Raw genomic sequence first — 19,313 nt, 5'->3', positions numbered from 1 at the left:
TTTGACTTAAATATGTTCTGAAAACAAAGGTTAGTGTTAATGGAAGTGTTAAAGAAGCAGAAACGCCTCCAATGAAACCTCCGAATTGACTCCAACTATTATTGTCAACTATTATTTTTGAATCAAAAAAAAAGTATAAATAAACAAACCAGGGAAGTGTCGTAAGAATTACAATTAATATGTATACGGAATTTTTTTTCATAATGTTTGCTAACGTTGTTGTATATGGTTTGTTGCGTGTTTTAAGCAACTAATTTAGTAAATAATTACCGACCAAGAAAGTTCGCGAGGACTTTCGTAAGTAGGCGAGAAGCCAGCAATAAATTATATACGGTGTTGGCAACTGGCTTTTATGTAATTTTAATGCTTTCTGAAAATCCAAATGATTGCCATAAAATATCAAAATTCGGTTTTATTAAACTATATATATCAGATTCATAATTTGGAACTAATATTAAAGGAAAAACAATTTCATTTTGTTTAAAGCTTCTGTAAAATTGACTATTTCCATTTATCATTAATTTATCCAAAACATTATGAAAACTAAAAGAAATTAAAAAAGGTGGTTCTACTTGTAATTGATTTAAAACTAATAAGGCTTCTTTTATACAGCGAATTGTCTCTTGTATCATTAAAACTCCATTAAATCCAAGTTTTCCAGCTTGAGTTTGATGGAATAATTCAGAAGTATAAACCTCATATATTCCATTGCGAAATATTTGATTGTAAGATGAAACTTCTTGTCTATCTGCTGTTGTTCCAAAAGTTGCATATCCATCAATGTTATACATCTTATCCCAACCTCTTTCATTAAAAGGTCTCATATCAAGAATATTATTCTTTGCTGTTTGTGTGAAGTCTATTATATTATAATCTAAAAAACCAAATGGAATAATATGAATAAAATAAGAGTTGTCGACTTTTAGGTTTGGTAAACTTTCTTTATTTAAGACACTTTTTATTCTTTCTTTTCTGAATGAATTAGCTTTTTCTTTAAGTATTTGGTTTTGCATAAACATATTGTTTAGTTCGTAAACATCTACAGCAAATTTTCCGCTGTTTCTTCTTTTAAAGAATTTATTTGTTTGATTATATGTAACCATTGCAGGTAAACCTAAACCTTTCGGTATTCCAATAATTAATACGTTGAGTGCATCAATTTTTAATTCTTTTATTATTAAAGACGAAATACTCGGTTCTGTACAATTCTTAACAATATCTTCTATTTGTTGGGTTAACTTGTCAGAGTTTTCAATTTCTATTCCAGTAACTTTAGAAGGTTTTCCAGTATTTTGGTTATTCTCGTCTTTTTTTTCCTCAATACCAAATATTAAACATCCACCATCAGTGTTATACATTGCGGTAATGTCAAACAAAAACTCCTTTTTATCTTTGTCCTTTGCAAAATTTAAATCTCGTTTATAGTCAAGGCTTTTATTTTCTTGAATTTGATTTTCAATTAGTCTTTTTATGTCTGCTTCAACAATGTTGTCAGCTTTAATTCCTAAAATGTACATTCGATTTGTATTGAGTTTTTAGCTTGTTGCCAACGTTGTTGTGTAAAGAAAGTTGCGATTTTTGTGAACGGCTATTTTCCGAAGGAAAATTGAAGTTTGCAAAAATGCAACTGCTTTTAGTTAAGCACTAATTTAGCAATTTTTTTTACACGGTGTTAGGCACTGGCTTTTTATTCTTACTTCTATTTTTTTATAATTTTGAAATTATGAATTTTGTTGTTTTCGTATGTTAAATTTATAAAATATATTCCTGCTGAATATTTTGATAAATCAATTTCAAATTCTTTCTCGACAAGTTCATTTGATTCAATCTTTAAACCATTTATATTAAAAATTCTAATTTTAAATTCGGCATTCTTATTTGATGAAATTTTAAACTTATTGTTTGAAAGTGTAAGAATTTTAAATGTTTCTTCAGATTCATAATTTTTAATTCCTAAAACTACAGTTGAACAATTCTGATTTGTTTCCCAAGAGTTTTTAAAGTTTTCATAATTTGCCTGTTCTTCCACATAAGGATAACTTACATTTCCAGATATAAGTCCAGAAATTATTCCATTTTCAACTTTTAAATTCGGAGTATAACCAAAAAAATCTGGTCTTCTATATTCTCCAATAACTTCCCAATCGTTTTTTTTCTCTACTATTTTTGGAAGTATAATGATCAAAGTTTCATTTAATTCGCCTAACTCAGATGCTGTCATTGACCAATTTCCATTACAGTCAAAATCAACTCCATTCCAAATTCTAATAATAGTCTTATTTTCTTGTCCTTTCAGAATGTCAATTATTTCAAAATCAATTCCATTATTGTCAATAGAAACTATTTTTCCAAACACAATTAAATTTTCTGAATAAGTTTCACTTGTCTCACAAAATGAAATTGGTGTATAACTACAAGCTAAAAGTTTTATTGTAAATGCAAAATTTACAATAAAAAGTAAAATTATTTTTTTCATAATTCCTTCTTTTTTTCGAGTTAGATTTGTGCTTGTGCCTAACGTTGTTGTATAAGCTTTGTTGCGTTGTTTAAGCAGTGAATTTAGTAAATAAAACACGAACGGCGAAATTCCGAAGGAATTTCCCAAGTGAGCCAAAACCAGCAATAAAGTTTATACGGTGTTGGCAACTGACATTTATTCTATTTCTGTTTCAAAATATTTTTCCTGAATAAGTTCTTTTAATAAAACAGCCAATCTTTCATTCAGTTTTGCAATTTCTAATATTCCAAAAACTCCTTTTCTTTCTGCGATTCCTTTTTCAATTAAATCATCTATTCCAAAATTAGCTTTAAATTTTATTTCAAATGAACGAATATCTAAACATAGGTCACTAATTTCAGAAATCATTTTTTCATTAAGATGAAGAGAATGGATTTCAATAGTTTTTTCTAATTTTTCTCTTAGTTCTTTAACACGTTCTTTTTCCTTTTTGATTAATTCAAATTGTTCATTAATTGGAAGTTTTTTAAAATGTTCAACTATCATCAAGAATATTTTCGGATAGTTAACTTTGTTGAATACATTTATTTTCAGTAATCCAACAAAACGATAATTTTTCAAATCTTTTTTTGTCGTAAATATTGAGATTTTTTCTTTGTAAAGTTCTTTATCTGAATATGGCGAATAGTTTAAGTATTCACACATTTCCTGAATTACGTAAGATATTTTTCGAGCAATAAATTTTTTGTTTTTTTTATTTAATTGTCTGATTGTATAAATCGGAATAAATTTGATTGCTAATGGAATACTTAGTATAAAAAAAATAGAACTAACTAACACATTTAGCCAAAAGCCATTCCAATCAAAATTGTTAAAAAAATCTATCATTTTATATTCCTATTATACTGTTTCAGACGGTTTTCATTTTGTTTGTTGCCAACGTTGTTGTATAAGCTTTGTTGCGTTGTTTAAGCAGTGAATTTAGTAAATAAAGTACGAACGGCGAAATTCCGGAGGAATTTCCCAAGTGAGCTAAAACCAGCAATAAAGTTTATACGGTGTTGGCAAATGTTTTTATTTTCCATATAATTAAATTTATATATTAAATATAACTCTTATATATTTTTAATTTTTGAATTATACTTTTTTATTAATTTTATTAAATTTTCCATTTTTATTTTTTTTATGGAGTTAAGTTCTGATAAAACTTCTTTGTCATCATTAATAAATCTTTTAATTTCTTTATAAAAAGATTTAGTCCCAAAGTTTGAAAGTTGACTCATTCTTCCGTTTTTTGATATAAAATAATAACTATATCCTCCAGTCATTCCTCCATCTCCAATATGATAATAATAAAAATTAATTTTACCGTCAGTTAATCTTTCAGCAAATACCTTTTCCCTTTTTCTAGAAAATGCGTTTGGATTGTCAATTTTCTCATAATATGATTCGTCTTTTGATTTATAAAGACTTTTTATTTCTTCTAAAAGAAATTTTGTTTTTTTTCCATCTTTTTTTACTTTAATATTGTCAAACTTTATCCAAACTTGATCTACATAAATCGTATCATTAGAGTATGTAACAATAAAATCATTTTTTTGAGCATTGCTTTTAATACAAAAGGATATTATTGTTATTAATAATAATATTTTCAGATTTTTTTTCCTCATATTTGTTTTCATTGTAATGTTATTTTTTAATTTTCAGATTTTGATTGATTAATATTTGCCAACGTTGTTTTGTATGGAAAGTTGCGTTTTAAGTCGACGGCTATTTTCCGAAGGAAAATAGAAGTTGACAGAAATGCAACAAACTTTGATTAAGCCAAATTTAGCAATTTTTTATACAAGGTGTTGTAAAATGCGTGTTTAATTTCCACTTTATAAGTTATAAAATTCCTATTTCTTTTTTCTCTTTTTTAGAGTTTCTGAGTAAATTCCTTAATTTTGATTTTTCAGCGTTTTCACAAGTTTTTAATTCAGAACATGAGTAAACCTTTATTTTACTCATAGAAATCTCTCAGCCTTTTTAAATTTGTCTTTAGGAACGAATTTTTCCGACTTTTGCTCAATATTTTGTCAATTCAGCGGTTTTAGTTTCAAACAGTAATGAAGTTTCAAGTTTTCAGATATTTTCAAACAAGCTAAATTCCGCAAACTTTTTCCTTTTTTTTGAGTTTTAAAATTCCGAACGAAAAGAACTATTTTTTCCTTCCTTAAAATTCTAAAAACCTTCTATTTTTTTCGAAATTTTGATTCGCGAGAGAGTGTTCCAAAAACCTAATTTTTCAAACGTTTTATTTCGCTTTTTTGAGTTTTCAGACTTTAAAGCTAAATGTATTTTTAAATATCTGTTGTTCTTAAATTATACTTTCAGCAAGTTTTTTACAACGTATTTTTGTATGGAAATTTGCGTTTTAAATGAACGGCATTTTTCCGCAGGAAAAATAGAGTTTATAAAAAAGCACAAATTTTTGATTAAGCCAAATTAAGCAATTTTTTATACAAGTTGTTAGCCAAAGTTATTTGTTTTTTTCAGTTTGTTATTTCGTTTAAAGTTTTCCGTTTTCCAATATTCAGAGTTTGAGTAAAAATTCCGCAAAGATTTTAATTCCGTAATTTGCTCAATTCCGCAAACTTGCTAAATTCAGATTTTGAGTAAGAATTCCGCAATTTGAGTTTTCAGAGTTTGAGTGAAATTTCAACATTTTCAATTTCTCAAACTTTCAAAATTATATAATTTTTCATTAGCGAGAGAGTGTTTTACTTTTCCACTTTTTTGATTTTTTTCAACATTTGAGTGAGATTTTTTTCGCTTTATTTTGTGTGAATAATCATTGTTTTAACGGACCTTTTTTGATGAGTCAGAATTTTTTCGCGCTATTTTGGCTAACGTTGTTGTGTTATGGAAAGTTGCGATTTAAGTGAACGGCTATTTTCCGCAGGAAAATTGTTGTTTACAAAAAAGCAACTACTTTTACTAAAGCTAAAAATAGCAATTTTTTATACATAGTGTTGCTTAAAGTTGTTTTTTATTTTCTAATTCTAATCGTTTTTTCAAAATTCAGAATTCTAGTAAAAATCCTTTTACTTTTTTAAATTCCATAGTTTACTCAAATTTTGTTTTCAGCATTTGAGTGATTTCTCAGAAGCTTAATTGAAGTAACAATTTTAATTATTTTATTCAAATTTCCAAATTTTAGTTTTTCAGCGCATGAGAAGTTTTTCACACATTCAATTGAGACAACAATTTTGATGTTTTTCGGTTTTCAGAAAATACTTTCTTGTTATTTTTCTCAACCATTTAACTACTCAAAGCTTATTTTTTTGATGTTTTCAATTTTAAAATAAATACCTAAAATTCCTTCAGAATTTTCCATTAGCGAGAGAGTGTCTAACTATTTGAATTTCTAGATTTTTATTTATTATTTCCTAAGCTGATTGAGATTTCTTAGCAATTTTTAGCAACTTGTTTATATAAGGAACTTTTATCCTTTTATTATTCCGTTTTGCTGGGATATGCAAAGGTTTAGTATACTTATATCCGTTTTTTTATAAAAGTAAGTGATTAAAATAAATCATCAAACAGATTTTTAATTTTTTTAAACTTGTCTATGTAACGTGTGTGTAAAACATGATTTTTTTTGGACTAGGCCCTAATAGTTTTTGGATATATCTAATATCCATTCCTTTTTCAATAAATGGTTTGTAAAACTATGCCTTAATGAATGTAGCTTGTGATTGCTCACGTAAAAACACAATTTGAAATTAATATATTACAATAAAAAATCCACCAAATCACAACCTTCTTTAAGATCTAAACTTTCCAATAAAGAACTACATTGAATAGTAAATCCTTCTTTATTTAAAAGTATTGCTTTTTCATTCCATGATTTGTATTCTGTTTTATCTGGGTAGGCAATAACTTTATACTCTTTTATAGGTTGTAGCATTTCTTTTTTAAAACCTGTTTTACTACCTGTAGCTAACCATAGGAAATTTGGTATTACTATACTCATTATTACGGCAGTTTTTTCAGATTCTACAATACAAATAGTATCATCTTTTGAAATATTATTTATTTGATGTAAACCAAATAAACATTGTTGTAATACAAAGTTGTCTAACTTCAATTGCTTGTGCATCCAACTAACATGATTATAAGGTTGTTTCACCCTTTTACCTGTGTTACAATTGTACAACATAATTTTACCACCTCTTATTTTTTTTTTAGTATCTATTTGCCAAAATATAGTTGCTCCTTGCCAATAGTTTGTAATACCAATGTTGTACGTTTTTATGGCTTGTATTACACTTTTTACGCTAAAAGTGCTTAATAAATAGCTAATAAAGCTACTTTGTTGCAATGTATCACAATATTTTACTGCAATATCTTTACTGTGATACGTTGGTTGTATTACAGTTGTGATAGAGTTATTGTTATTTGTAATACAAATGTTATTTGAAGGTTTTTTAAAATAACCACACTTACTTTCTCTATCACATCTGCCATCAATATCATTTAGATAATGTTTTGTTTCCTTGTCAATAAATTTCACAAAGGTCTTTTTATGGCAATTGGGGCAAACAAATTTTTTACTTGTTCTGTCTAAACTATACTTATAAGAATTATTCATATTATATATACACCTCGTACCATTCGTACCATTATTATGGGTACGAATGGTACGATTATGTTTTAATTGTTTTTGTTATGTGATTCTTTAGTAAATAACGCAATCCATCTTCTAGTGTAAAATCTGGTAACTTATTTTTCTTTTTTAGTTTTATAGGATCTGGGTTTACTTCACTTCTGATTATTTCGTATAGCTTTATATACTCTTCTTTTGAAAGAGCTTTTGCTATAGTATGTACATCAGAAGCATTCATTCTAGATATCTATTTTTTTCTTCTTTTTCTAACAGCTCCTTCGGATAAACTAAATATTTCACCTATATGAACATTTGACTTTCCTTCAGAAATTAAAGACTTCATCTGCTCGTCTCTTTCTTCTAAGTCTGAAGAACCAAAAGTTTTAAGATGATTTTTCTCTGATCCAAATTCTACAAACTGAAATTCTAAAAAGTTAGATTCCTTTTCTACACTACATACTATTACATTTTCAGAATGATATAAATGTTCTGTATTACGTTGTTTAATTTGTTTGATATATCTAAATGAAGCGTCCTGAGAACTTGTACCAATGGCAAACGAACTGTCACAAAAATTCATTAACATTTTACTACCTGCTAAATCATTTTTACTGATGGGTTTAGATTCATCTCTTTTAGGTGTATGTGCTAAAACTAGAATTGATAAATCCTCTTTCTGTGATAATTTTTTAAGAGTTTTCATTAAAACTAAAGCATCTTTTGCTTTCTCATTTTCACTACTTAAAAAAGTAAGATTATCAATTATTAAAACCGAGACATCATTATTTTTAATAATTATATCTAATGTAGCGCATAGGTAATCTTCAACACCTTTAAACTCTTTAGGTATATCAAGTTCGGTATTAATTTCAGCTCTTAAAAAATTAGAGCTAAATTGATAATGGTTTTGATATTCTTCTGAACAACGGTTTTCAAATTGTTTATCAGACAACTCAAAGTCTAAATACAGTACTTTTCTGGGGTCACTTTCTAATTTAAAGCCAGAAATAGCAGTTCCTCTACTGATACTATCTGCAATTTGAACGGCTAGAATAGATTTCCCTAAATTTGTATCTGCAAAAAGAATACAAACTTCTTTTTCATACCACAATTCACTAAAGAGCATATTGGGTATTGGTCTATTTTTAGCTTCTTCAACCCATGTGTTGGCTTTTTTAACAACCAAACAACTACTCAATGTACTATTGTTTTCGAGTAGTTTTTGATTGTTTGCTATATCATCCGTAATTCTATCTATTGTATTACTTATCATAATGAATAGATTTAATACGAATTATTGTTTTCTTTTTCGTCTATGAATATTGTAATTACATTTGGTTTATTATCTGAATTAGCTTTTTTTAATTCACATAGATAATCAGAAATTATTTCTCTAATAATTACTGAAATTTTCTCTCCTCTTTTGTTTGCTAGAATTTAAAGCTCTTCTTTGTATTCGTTGTAAATTCTAAAATTAACTGTTGTTTTCATACTTTAAATTTTTAAGTATTATTAATAAATCTATTAATAAATGCTTGCTAAAAAGTATGATGAATTTATACCATAAACACAACGTCTTCACTAGCAGCACTTAACTAAGCGCAAGTTAGGAAGACATTGATGTTATTAAAAGGGCACTGAAAGGGTCAGTTGAGGAAATACTGGGTATTTCTGGGTCAGAAAGACCGAAGTTGGGTCAATGGTAAAAAAAGGCTACTTATTTTGAAAATCATCCCATTCTTTTGATAGCTGTTTTAACCTTTTTTGATGTGAATTACTTGATGAATCACTAACTTTAATCCTATTAAATTTAGTATTAAAATAATGATTTATGATTTCCCTAAAAGTTGGTTCTTTAGGGATTTTTAATTTTTTTTCGTTTTTAAAAAAGAAATAAAGACTAGTAATATATTTAGGTTTTTTATTATATTCAATGTTAAGCTCTTGTTCTATAAAATCTAGCTGCTTTAAAGAATAGAATTGCTCATGATATTCTTCATAGATGTTTTGTGCTTTCGTTTTTGGAGTAAAAAAATTTTCTTGCTCAAAATTAAATTTTTTATTTAAGTCAATCAGAATGGATAGAATATTTTCAAAATTGAACATTTTAATTAAAAAAGGAAGAGATTCAAATGTTTCTCTACTAAAATAATCTAAACTTCCAAGGAGGTATGATAAAACTAAATTATTGGGCTCTTGCAATTGATATCTAAAAGATTCTCTAAGAGCATACAGTGTTTTAAATCTTTTTTCGGCTACTATCTCTCGTTTAGAGTTGTATTCCATACCTATTGGAAAGTCTCCTTTTACTAAATTAAAATATTTATTAAAGTAATCTAAGGCTACCTTTTTCTTTTCTAATTCGGGTAATCCAAATGTTTCATCATCAAAATCTCTTTGAAATAAGGCTTTCTCTCCTCCAATACCAGCTTTATAGTGTTCTAAAAGAAAATCATGAACTACTTCGGTAACTTCATCAATATATAAATAGCTCATATTTTTATCAGAAATTTCAAGTCTATTTTTTACTACACCTAACTCACTAGTATGTGTTGGTTTTGTATTTGTTTGTCTATAGCTTTTATATGCTAATTTTTTGTCAAATAAATAGGTGTCAATTTGATTAAAATTGAGAGAATCTAATTGTTTGGCATCTATTATTCCGAAGTATTTTTTATGTATCATTTTAATAAGTTTGAATAGTCATCTGGTAAAACCGCATCAATATCTCTTAGGTACATTTCTAATGCTTTCATATCTGCATGACCTGTAATTAATTGTAATTTACTTTTTACCTCTAATGGAGTAGCGGTTTTTGCCATTTCTTTATATAATTTAGTAATAAAAGTATGTCTAAAACTATATAAGCCATAATCTTTACCTAAACCAAAATGGTCTTTTACTTTTTTAAATTGCTTTGAAAAATAATTTCTTTTATTATTTTCTATAGTATCCCATTTACCTCCAATAACTTCAGGGGTAAAAAGAAAATCATCTTTATCTAATTTTGTTAAATCGGGTAGTTGCTTAATTAAAATATCAGGAATAATTTTAATCTTAACTGGTTTGTTTTTCGCTCTAACATATAATTTCTTATCAGTTAAATCAATATCTTTAATTTTTAGCCTACATACTTCTACTGGTCTCAAATAGTTATAGGATACAAATTGTACAAACAAATATAAAATTTCATTACTTTGTTTTAGGTATTTAAAAATATCTTCTTGTTGTGTATTGGTATATGTTTTGTTTCTTTCTGGTGTAGCTTTTAACACATTTATTTCACTAACAAAATTTCTCTGTATTATTTCATTATCCACCAATGTTTGAAAAAGAGAACTTAGGTCTAATCTTGTATTATTTCTATTTCTAGCACTACTAGAATGTAATACAGAGTTTAGATATTGTATTACAGTTTTCTTAGTAATACTATTAATGTCTTCTTTTGAATCAATTTTTTCATTCTTTAACCATTTTTCAAATCTATTTATTCTACTATTAAAATTAGAATAAGAATTTTTACTTTGTATTTGTAATTTAATTTTTAATACAAGTTTAAAAGCTTTTTCTATAGGATAAATAGTTTTTATTATCTCTGTTTTTTTAGAGGGCTGAATTTCCTTAACTACTGTTTTTGTGGTTTTAACTTCTTTATTTTTATTTAAAAGCTTTTTTTCAATAAATTCAGCTAAAGAACTGTTATCTTCATAAGGATTATAACCTTCTGATAAAACATACTCTAAACTTTCCTTAAGGATTGATAAAATATGATAACGACTTTTTCTGTCTCTATATCTGTTAGCACCTCCTTTAATATTTGGTTGTCTTTTTAATCTTCCTGTTGTTGGATTTCGATAGGAGTAATGTACGTACCAACTTTTAGAAAGTGCGTCTTTTTTCTCCTTAAAGGAGAGCTTAGACCATGAGTTAATATCTATACCACCTGTGTATATTTTGGGTTCAGAATAATTCAATTTCATAGTTGAATCGTGTACTTTTTCGTGTACTTTTTGCAAAAGTAAGTAATATGAAGACATAAAAAAACGAATTGTGAGACACAATTCGTTGATTTAATTAACATTAAGTTTGTAGCGAGAACGGGATTTGAACCCGTGACCTCAGGGTTATGAATCCTGCGCTCTAACCAACTGAGCTACCTCGCCATGCTTTTGAGGCTGCAAATATAATAGAATTTTACAAACTGACAAGTAGTGTAGTAAATTTTTTTTAAAAAGAATTTATAACTATATTGTGAGCCTAAGAATAAAAGAATAATGGATAAAATAAAATTTGAACTTGAAATTTCAATTCACGCATCGCCGCACATGTTATATCAATATATATCATCACCTTCTAATTTACAAGAATGGTTTGCAGATAAAGTGAACTCAAGAGGTAAGGAGTATAGTTTTACTTGGGAAGGCGAAGAAGAAATTGCAGTATTAATTACAAAGAAAACGGATGATAGAATTCGTTTTAAATGGTTAGAAAGTGAAGATGATGATAGTTATTTTGAAATTAAAATTGAGGTAGATGACTTAACAAAAGACGTTTCTTTAATTATTACCGATTTTGCGGATGATGAAGATGATGTGGAAGAAGCAAAACAATTATGGGAAAACCAAATAGATGAATTAAGACATACAATTGGAGCTTAAGTTTTAATCTTTATTTATTAGTAGTATTCATTTAAAAAAAATTGCAGGTTTTGTGGTTTAATACATATGATTTTTAAAAAAAAAACTCAACATTATTGTTGAGTTTTTTTATGCTTACATATTTTAAAAACATTAATTTTGTAACTCTAAAAAAACGTATTTATGATTAACTTTAATGGAGCATTATTAAATCCAGAAAATATAAAATTATCATCAGAAAACAGAGCTTTTAAATATGGAGATGCCATTTTTGAAACCGTAAAAGTGATGCATAAAAAAGTGGTTTTTTGGGAAGATCATTATTTTAGATTAATGGCTTCTATGAGAATGCTTCGTATGAAAATTCCTATGGAATTTACTTTGGAATCTTTAGAGCAAGAAATTTTAAAAACGGTAGCAGCCCAAGCTGAAGCAAGTACGTATAGAGTTCGCTTAAATGTTTTTAGAAAAGACGGTGGTTTATATACGCCTAAATCTAATAAAATAGATTATACTATAGAAGCTACTGAAAGTTTTTATCAAATAAAGGAATCTTATTCTTTAGATGTTTATAAAGATTTTTATAATTACTCAGGGCTTTTATCAACTATAAAAACTAATAATAGAATGTTGAATACTTTGGCTAGTATTTTTGCAGATGAAAATGAATTAGATAATTGCATTTTATTAAATGAGAAAAAGGGGGTAGTAGAGGTAACAAATGCTAATATATTTGTAGTGAAAGGAAATGTTATCAAAACTCCTGCACTTTCCGAAGGTTGTATTAAAGGCATTACCCGCAATAAAGTAATTGATATTTTATCTAAGAATAAAGATTATACGTTAGAAGAAACTTCAATTTCACCTTTTGAGATACAAAAAGCAGATGAGGTATTTATAACAAATGCAATTATGGGTGTACAACCGGTTACTAGTTATAAGAAAAAAAGTTTTACTACGGAAATTGGAAAGAAAATAGGGAGTAATTTAAAAGTATTACAGGTTGCAGGAAATTAATTTAAATTAAAATCGCTAGGAGCATTTGCCCAAAGCTTATAATTTCCTCCTTTTTGTAATAATTTATTTTTCCATAGGCTTTCATCATCCATAGAAAAAATATTCTCGAAATCATTATCGCTTATAAACCAAGAATTTTGATTCATTTCTTGGTCTAGTTGTTCTTTTTCCCAACCAGAATATCCTAAGAAAAATCGAATATCAGAGGTGTTTAATGCGTCGTTGTTTAATAGGTTTTTTAGGCATTCAAAACTTCCTCCCCAAAAAATGCCATTAGCAACTTCTATACTATCTGGGAGTAGTTGGGGTACTTTATGCACAAAGTATAGATTATCTTGTTCTACAGGACCTCCTTGATATACAGGGAAATTGCAATCAATTTCTGGTAATAAATCGTTAATAGTATAATTTAAAGGTCTGTTTAATATAAAGCCAACAGAGTTATTGGGTGTGTGTTCTGTAAGTAAAACAATGGTTCTATTAAATGCGCTATCATTTAAAATAGATGGCTCTGCAATTAATAATTTACCTTTATTTAGTTTCAATTTATAAGTTTAGAATGGTTCTGTTAAATGTAATAAAAATTTTCATAAAAAAAAACTCTCTTAAAAAAGAGAGTTTTATATACTTTAAAACTAAAGGTCTTAGTTTACAGCATCGCTTAAACCAGCTCCCGCTTTAAATTTAGCTACGTTTTTAGCAGCGATTTCTATCGTTTTTCCTGTTTGAGGATTTCTACCAGTTCTAGCTGCTCTGTTTGAAACAGAAAAAGTACCAAAACCAACTAATGCAACTTTATCTCCACCTTTTAAAGCAGAAGTTACGTTATCTGTAAAAGATTCTAATGCCGCTTTAGCTGCTACTTTAGAAATTCCAGCATCTGCTGCCATTGCATCGATTAAATCTGACTTGTTCATAATAAATAAATTTTTTAAAATTAATTGAATATTTTTTGCTTAATAGCTTAACAAATATAGATGGATTAAGGGTTTACGCAAATTAGAGTGCTAAAAAAGTACCCTTTTGTTAATAAATATGTGTAAATTGTTAATAAAGGTAGTTGTAAAACACAAAAATCTGTAAAAACCATACGGATAAAGGCTTTAGAAGACATTCGCTTCAGAAGAAAAAGTATAGCCATTTAGTAAACTTTTTGCATCCATTTTTTTCTTTCCAGATAGTTTTATTTCATCAATAATAATGAAACCGCCATTAACAGCTACTTTCAACTCTTTCTTTGTAGCTAAAATTTTACCAATAATAAAATTATGAGCTTCTTCTTCCTTTTCTTTTCTAATGGCATAGATTTTAGCCGTTATTTCTTCCTCTCCATTTTTAATAATGGTCCAGGCTGCTGGAAATGGATTTAAACCTCTAATTTTATTATAGATGTTTTCTAAAGAATCTGTCCAATCAATTCTACAATTTTCTGGATTCAACTTAGATGCAGATTTTTCTTCTAAATCGGGTTGTTTTGTTGTTGTTACTTTTTCAGTAGCAATGAGGTCTATTGTTTTACCAACTAAATCGGCTCCTAAAAACATTAATTTATCATGTAATGTACCAACTGTTTCAATTTCTGAAACCGCTATTTCTTCTTGTAAGATAATTTCTCCCGTATCAATTTTATCATCAATAAAAAAAGTAGTTACACCTGTTTTAGTTTCGCCATTTATAATAGCCCAATGTATGGGAGCTGCACCTCTATATTCTGGCAATAAAGAAGCGTGTAAGTTAAATGTACCATATTTAGGCATTTGCCAAACAACTTTTGGTAGCATTCTAAAAGCAACTACAATTTGTAAATTGGCATTTAAATCTTTTAATTCTTTATTAAAATCCTCGTTTTTTAAGTTGGTAGGTTGTAAAACAGGTAAGTTTACCGAAGTAGCATATTTTTTTACGGCAGATTCATTTAACTTTCGTCCTCTTCCCGCTGGTTTGTCGGCTGCTGTAATAACACCAACTACATTATAATTATTTTCTACCAAATGCTTTAAAATAGTAACGGCAAAATCTGGAGTTCCCATAAAAACAATACGTACATCTTTCATAATTAGTGGATTAATTGGTATTTATTCTGATGATTAATTTTTATTTTATCATCGGTTAATAATTGTCGCAAATGTATTAAAATGTCTTTTTCATTCGCCACTAAAGACGCACTAATTTCTTGGGATGATAAAACTTGCTTATTCTCTAAAAGTTGTATTATTTCTGATGATAAATTTTTGGTAGGCTTTCTGTTTTCTGAAATACAAACATCACAAATACCACATTTTTCTATTTTTATTTCATCAAAATAACTTAAAACCTGATTACTTCTACAAAGGGAATTGTTATTTACAAAAGCAATTAAATCTTCTGATTTTTGTTTTTTCTGATGGATGAATTGCTTCATTTCTCTAGAACACCTGTTTATGGTGTAATCATCTTCTCTAGGTACTAGAAAAACAAGTTCGGCATCATTTTTTACAGGCTTATATGCAATAATATTATCGTTTTCTAATCGTTCAAAATTAGCTAAAACCAGATTAGTGGTTAAACCTGCTTTTTTTGCGATAAAAAATTCATCAATTTTTACTTCTTCCTCAAATAAACCTGCGTAGGTTCTTAATATGGAGTTGGTGAATTTTTTAAGCATTGGATTTTTATCCAAATAATTTAAAACAGTTTTACTACTCACTATAAATAATAAAGTAGACTTTTTATTATACTGATTGCTAATTTCTATAATTCCGTTATTGGCTAATATTTTAAGAGCAGTATCTACTTTTAATACGGAATAATTGTACTTTTTAGAAAACTCTAAAAGATTAAAAGAATATGACTCCTCGCTTAATTCGCCTAAAGAAATTCTAAAATATTGATATAATTTTTTGTGAATCTCTTTAATTTCTGGGATGCTTAAAAGTGTTTTTTCTAATCGATCTTTAAATAATATAATATCATTTTTATTAAATAATAAAACGGCAAATGATTTTTTACCACTTCTACCAGCTCTACCGGTTTCTTGTACGTAGTTTTCTATACTTGTAGGTAAATCTAAATGAATAACCAAGCCAACGTTTGCTTTGTCAATTCCCATACCAAAGGCATTTGTAGCCACCATAATGGGCGTTTTTTCGGTCATCCAGTTTTCAAAAGAACTATTTTTTTCTACGGATGATAATCCTCCATGATAAAAAGAACTTTTAAAGTTATTAGCATTTAAAAACGCGGCAATCTGAGTCGTTTTTTTTCTAGAATTTACATAAACAATAGCAGGTGTTTTCGTTTTTGTAAATATTTGAAGTAAGCGTTGTAATTTATCTTCAATGGTAAATATTTGATATGCTAAATTTTCTCTAAAAAAAGACTTTTTAAAAAGTTGAGGGTTTTTTAATTGAAGGTTAGTAGCAATATCTTCAAGAACTCTTTGGTTTGCAGTTGCTGTTAAGGCGATAAAAGGAACATTGGGTTTTAGTTCTCTTAAAATATTGATATTTCTGTAAGAAGGTCTAAAATCATGTCCCCATTCAGAAATACAGTGTGCCTCATCAATGGCAATTAAATTGATGTTTAATTCTTTTATTTTTTGTTGAATAAAATAAGACTGCAACCTTTCCGGAGAAAGATATAAGAATTTTATGCTTCCGAATTTAACATTGTCAAACAAGGTAATCATTTCATCTTGTGTAGAGCCAGATTTAATGCTTGTGGCTTTAATTCCTTTTTGTGTTAAGTTTTCTACCTGATCTTGCATTAAAGCAATTAAAGGAGAAATAACCAAACAAACACCTTCTTTTGCTAAAGCCGGAATTTGAAAACAGATAGATTTACCGCCACCTGTTGGCAGCAATGCAATGACATCTTTTTGAGCCAATGTAGCAGAAATTATTTCTTCTTGTTGGGGCCTAAATTCAGAAAATCCCCAATATTTTTTTAATATTTCTTTTGTAGCAATCATAAATCGCAAGCAAGCGAATTAACAACAAAATCGGCTCTTTCTTTTAAAGATCCAAAAGGAATATTAATGATGGTGTATCCTAAATCTGTATAAGAGTTCATTAAAAATTTGTCAATCTCTAAAGTTTCTTCAAAAGATTCATAACGTTCATTATCTGTAGTATGAATGTCTTCCCAAGGAGAAAAATGAAAAATTTTGGTGTATTTATAGTGGTTGCTTTTTTCGAAAAATGTTATCGGGTATTCTGTTTTAAAATAATCCATGTATGCGTGAACATCTGGAATTCCTCTATCAAAAAAAACAATTTTTTCCTTGCTTTTACTCGCTTCTAAAAATTGTTTTTCTCTACCTTCTAAAAGCATTTTGCTAAATAATAAAGGTTCTGTTAAGAACAGTTGGTCAATTCCTTTTTTTTGAGCCTCTAAAGTTACTTCTCTAGAAATTTCGGGCATACAAAAACACCCTCTATTTGTTAATTCATTTATAACCGAAGTTTTTCCCGTTCCTGGTCCACCTATTAAGACTATTTTTTGCTGCATTTCACAAAAATAAATGAATCTCTTTATAAAACTAATTTTTAATGTAATTTTGTTTCTTGTTATTTATAATTAATTTAGATTTAAGAACATGTTTTTATGAGTGATAAAAAAGAGTTTTATGCAAAGTTAAAAGAGCAACTAAATGGTACTACTAAATTTCCTGCAGATTATTTGTATAAATTTATTGTGCCTACAGATGCCAATCAGGTGCAAGAAGTAGAAGATTTATTTAACGATTCTGGAGCCGTAATAAATACAAAAAAGTCTAAGACCGGAAAATATGTGAGCGTTTCTATCGTATTAAATATAGAAAGTGCCGATAAAGTGATTTCGTATTATTTAAAAGCTGAAAACATTAAAGGAATTATATCATTATAGTTACGTATTTTATGAAGAAAATAGTTTTATTATTAGTTTTAGGTGTATCAATATCTGCCTTCTCACAGAAGAAAGATAAAACATTAGTTACTATAGACGGAGAGAAAACAACTGTTTCAGAATTTAAAAGAGTCTACGAAAAAAATTTAGATGCTATAGATAATAAAGAAGCTAAAAGTGTTTCTAAAAATTTAGACTTGTATATTAATTACAAGTTAAAAGTAAAAGAAGCTTATAGTATTCATTTAGATACACTGCCTTCTTATAAGAGAGAAATGGAAACGTATAAAAACCAACTTTCTGCGCCCTATTTACAAGATACTACGTTTATAGATCAGTTGGTAAAAGATGCTTATTTTAGAACAAAAAACCAAGTTAAGGCAAAACATATCTTATTAAGATTACCACGAGAAGCATCTCCAAAAGACACTTTAATGCTTTATAATAAAATCTTAGAATTGAGAGAAAGAATTCTAAAAGGTGAAAAATTTGAAGCTATTGCAGCACAGTATTCCGAAGATAAATCTGCCCAAGATGATCCTAAAACAGGAAGAAAAGGGAATGGAGGTAATTTAGGTTATTTCGCTGCTTTTAATATGGTGTACCCCTTTGAGGTAGCCGCTTATAATACTAAAGTAGGTGAAATTTCTATGCCTTTTAGAACACAATTTGGATATCATATTATGCAAGTAGATGATTTAAAAGAGTCTAAGGGTGAAATAGAAGCGGCACACATTTTAATTAGAGATACAACGGCTGTAGGTAAATTGAAGATAGATAGTATTTATACCAAATTAAAAAATAAAGAGAAATTTGAAGATCTAGCAATGCAGTACTCAGAAGATCCGGGTTCTAAAAAGAATGGAGGTAAGTTAGGTAAATTTGGTACAGGTAGAATGGTAAAACCATTTGATGATGCCGTATTTGCTTTAGAAAATATAAATGATTTTTCTAAACCATTTAAAACTCGTTTTGGTTGGCATATTGCTAAGCTATTAAAGAAACATCCTATTCAATCTTTTGATGAAATGAAAAAAGAGTTAAAAGAAAAGGTGAAAAAAAGTTCTAGAATGCAGTTGTCTGAAAAAGCAGTTGTAAATAAATTGAAAAAAGAATATACTATTACAGAATTTGAAGAAGCTAAAAAGATTTTAAATAAAAAAAATCTAACAGCACTTCCTATAGATTCATTACAGAGCACAATTTTAAGGATAAATGATAAAAATATTACACAAGAAGCTTTTATTAAATATATTAGAAATAGAAGACATTTAGCCGTTTTTAAACTTTTTGAAATGTTTGAAGAGGAAGAAATATTAACGTATTACAAAGAAAACTTAATTTATACAGAACCAGAATATGCATATACTTTAAAAGAGTATGAAGATGGTTTGTTGCTTTTTGAATTAATGCAAGAAAAAATATGGACAAAATCTTCTAGTGATACCATTGGTTTGCAAAAGTTTTTTGATACACACACTACTAATTATAAAACAACTGATTTAAAAAGTATAAAAGGTCAGGTAATAAATGATTATCAAAACTTTTTAGAAGAAAATTGGATTGCAGATTTAAGAAAAAAGAGCAAAATTAAAGTAAGTAAAAAAGAATTGAAAAAATTAATAAATTTTTACAAAAATAAATAATGAAATATTTAGCTATCTTATTTTGTCTTGTTCTTTTT

Annotated in this window: 18 protein-coding genes and 1 tRNA gene; 4 read left to right on the top strand and 15 right to left on the bottom strand. The window is 27.8% G+C overall.

The features are described 5' to 3' along the window. Nucleotides 1-350 precede the first annotated feature (350 nt). The 10 genes from JOP69_RS06085 to JOP69_RS06040 form a co-directional block, all read right to left on the bottom strand. Entirely contained in the window at nucleotides 351-1,517 is a 1,167-nt protein-coding gene (locus JOP69_RS06085) for a helix-turn-helix domain-containing protein (protein WP_203395279.1), read from the bottom strand. A gap of 182 nt (nucleotides 1,518-1,699) precedes the next feature. After that, entirely contained in the window at nucleotides 1,700-2,476 is a 777-nt protein-coding gene (locus tag JOP69_RS06080) for a T9SS type A sorting domain-containing protein (protein WP_203395278.1), read from the bottom strand. 177 nt (nucleotides 2,477-2,653) lie between these two features. Continuing rightward, nucleotides 2,654-3,346: a hypothetical protein gene (locus JOP69_RS06075; RefSeq protein WP_203395333.1), complete on the bottom strand. Its 693-nt coding sequence runs from the start codon at nucleotides 3,344-3,346 to the stop codon at nucleotides 2,654-2,656. A gap of 227 nt (nucleotides 3,347-3,573) precedes the next feature. Next, a complete protein-coding gene (locus JOP69_RS06070) occupies nucleotides 3,574-4,140 on the bottom strand; it encodes a hypothetical protein (protein WP_215602661.1) in 567 nt (188 codons plus the stop codon). Between the two features lie 2,093 nt (nucleotides 4,141-6,233). After that, nucleotides 6,234-7,094, bottom strand: coding sequence for a DUF6371 domain-containing protein (locus JOP69_RS06065; RefSeq protein WP_203394325.1), 861 nt, complete (start codon nucleotides 7,092-7,094; stop codon nucleotides 6,234-6,236). 55 nt (nucleotides 7,095-7,149) lie between these two features. Next, a complete protein-coding gene (locus JOP69_RS06060) occupies nucleotides 7,150-7,347 on the bottom strand; it encodes a hypothetical protein (RefSeq protein ID WP_203394326.1) in 198 nt (65 codons plus the stop codon). A gap of 9 nt (nucleotides 7,348-7,356) precedes the next feature. Next, nucleotides 7,357-8,382, bottom strand: coding sequence for an AAA family ATPase (locus JOP69_RS06055; RefSeq protein WP_203394327.1), 1,026 nt, complete (start codon nucleotides 8,380-8,382; stop codon nucleotides 7,357-7,359). 440 nt (nucleotides 8,383-8,822) lie between these two features. Next, nucleotides 8,823-9,794 carry a hypothetical protein gene (locus JOP69_RS06050; RefSeq protein ID WP_203394328.1) on the bottom strand — a complete coding sequence of 324 codons (972 nt, stop codon included), beginning with the start codon at nucleotides 9,792-9,794 and terminating at the stop codon, nucleotides 8,823-8,825. Next, nucleotides 9,791-11,125 carry a tyrosine-type recombinase/integrase gene (locus JOP69_RS06045; protein ID WP_368378315.1) on the bottom strand — a complete coding sequence of 445 codons (1,335 nt, stop codon included), beginning with the start codon at nucleotides 11,123-11,125 and terminating at the stop codon, nucleotides 9,791-9,793. The genes JOP69_RS06050 and JOP69_RS06045 overlap by 4 nt, the downstream gene beginning before the upstream one ends. A gap of 73 nt (nucleotides 11,126-11,198) precedes the next feature. Beyond that, nucleotides 11,199-11,272: transfer RNA gene (locus JOP69_RS06040), tRNA-Met, on the bottom strand. A 111-nt stretch (nucleotides 11,273-11,383) separates the two neighbouring features. Between JOP69_RS06040 and JOP69_RS06035 the strand changes: the two genes are divergently transcribed. Both JOP69_RS06035 and JOP69_RS06030 read left to right on the top strand, forming a co-directional pair. Further along, entirely contained in the window at nucleotides 11,384-11,767 is a 384-nt protein-coding gene (locus JOP69_RS06035; protein WP_203394330.1) for an START-like domain-containing protein, read from the top strand. A gap of 162 nt (nucleotides 11,768-11,929) precedes the next feature. Next, nucleotides 11,930-12,763 (top strand): aminotransferase class IV, encoded by an 834-nt coding sequence (locus JOP69_RS06030; protein WP_203394331.1) that lies wholly within the window; start codon nucleotides 11,930-11,932, stop codon nucleotides 12,761-12,763. Here JOP69_RS06030 and JOP69_RS06025 read toward each other — a convergent pair. The 5 genes from JOP69_RS06025 to JOP69_RS06005 form a co-directional block, all read right to left on the bottom strand. After that, complete coding sequence (locus JOP69_RS06025; RefSeq protein ID WP_203394332.1) at nucleotides 12,760-13,308, bottom strand: YqgE/AlgH family protein; 549 nt, start codon at nucleotides 13,306-13,308, stop codon at nucleotides 12,760-12,762. The two genes, JOP69_RS06030 and JOP69_RS06025, sit on opposite strands and share 4 nt — an antisense overlap. Nucleotides 13,309-13,407: 99 nt before the next feature. Further along, nucleotides 13,408-13,680 carry an HU family DNA-binding protein gene (locus JOP69_RS06020; RefSeq protein WP_068449845.1) on the bottom strand — a complete coding sequence of 91 codons (273 nt, stop codon included), beginning with the start codon at nucleotides 13,678-13,680 and terminating at the stop codon, nucleotides 13,408-13,410. A 186-nt stretch (nucleotides 13,681-13,866) separates the two neighbouring features. Beyond that, complete coding sequence (gene fmt, locus JOP69_RS06015) at nucleotides 13,867-14,817, bottom strand: methionyl-tRNA formyltransferase (RefSeq protein ID WP_203394333.1); 951 nt, start codon at nucleotides 14,815-14,817, stop codon at nucleotides 13,867-13,869. A 2-nt stretch (nucleotides 14,818-14,819) separates the two neighbouring features. Then, nucleotides 14,820-16,712, bottom strand: a complete 1,893-nt coding sequence (locus tag JOP69_RS06010; RefSeq protein ID WP_203394334.1) for an ATP-dependent DNA helicase RecQ — start codon at nucleotides 16,710-16,712, stop codon at nucleotides 14,820-14,822. Continuing rightward, nucleotides 16,709-17,251 carry an AAA family ATPase gene (locus tag JOP69_RS06005; protein ID WP_203394335.1) on the bottom strand — a complete coding sequence of 181 codons (543 nt, stop codon included), beginning with the start codon at nucleotides 17,249-17,251 and terminating at the stop codon, nucleotides 16,709-16,711. The genes JOP69_RS06010 and JOP69_RS06005 overlap by 4 nt, the downstream gene beginning before the upstream one ends. A 96-nt stretch (nucleotides 17,252-17,347) precedes the next feature. Here JOP69_RS06005 and JOP69_RS06000 point away from each other — a divergent pair, with 96 nt between their 5' ends. Both JOP69_RS06000 and JOP69_RS05995 read left to right on the top strand, forming a co-directional pair. Further along, the gene (locus JOP69_RS06000; RefSeq protein WP_203394336.1) at nucleotides 17,348-17,629 is read left to right on the top strand and encodes a DUF493 family protein; all 282 of its coding nucleotides are present in this window, start codon (nucleotides 17,348-17,350) and stop codon (nucleotides 17,627-17,629) included. Nucleotides 17,630-17,640: 11 nt separating this feature from the next. After that, the gene (locus JOP69_RS05995; RefSeq protein WP_203394337.1) at nucleotides 17,641-19,275 is read left to right on the top strand and encodes a peptidylprolyl isomerase; all 1,635 of its coding nucleotides are present in this window, start codon (nucleotides 17,641-17,643) and stop codon (nucleotides 19,273-19,275) included. Nucleotides 19,276-19,313: the final 38 nt, after the last annotated feature.

This window comes from Polaribacter sp. Q13 (assembly GCF_016858305.2).
Classification (GTDB): Bacteria; Bacteroidota; Bacteroidia; order Flavobacteriales; family Flavobacteriaceae; genus Polaribacter.
This window is presented reverse-complemented; position numbering and strand designations above follow the sequence as displayed.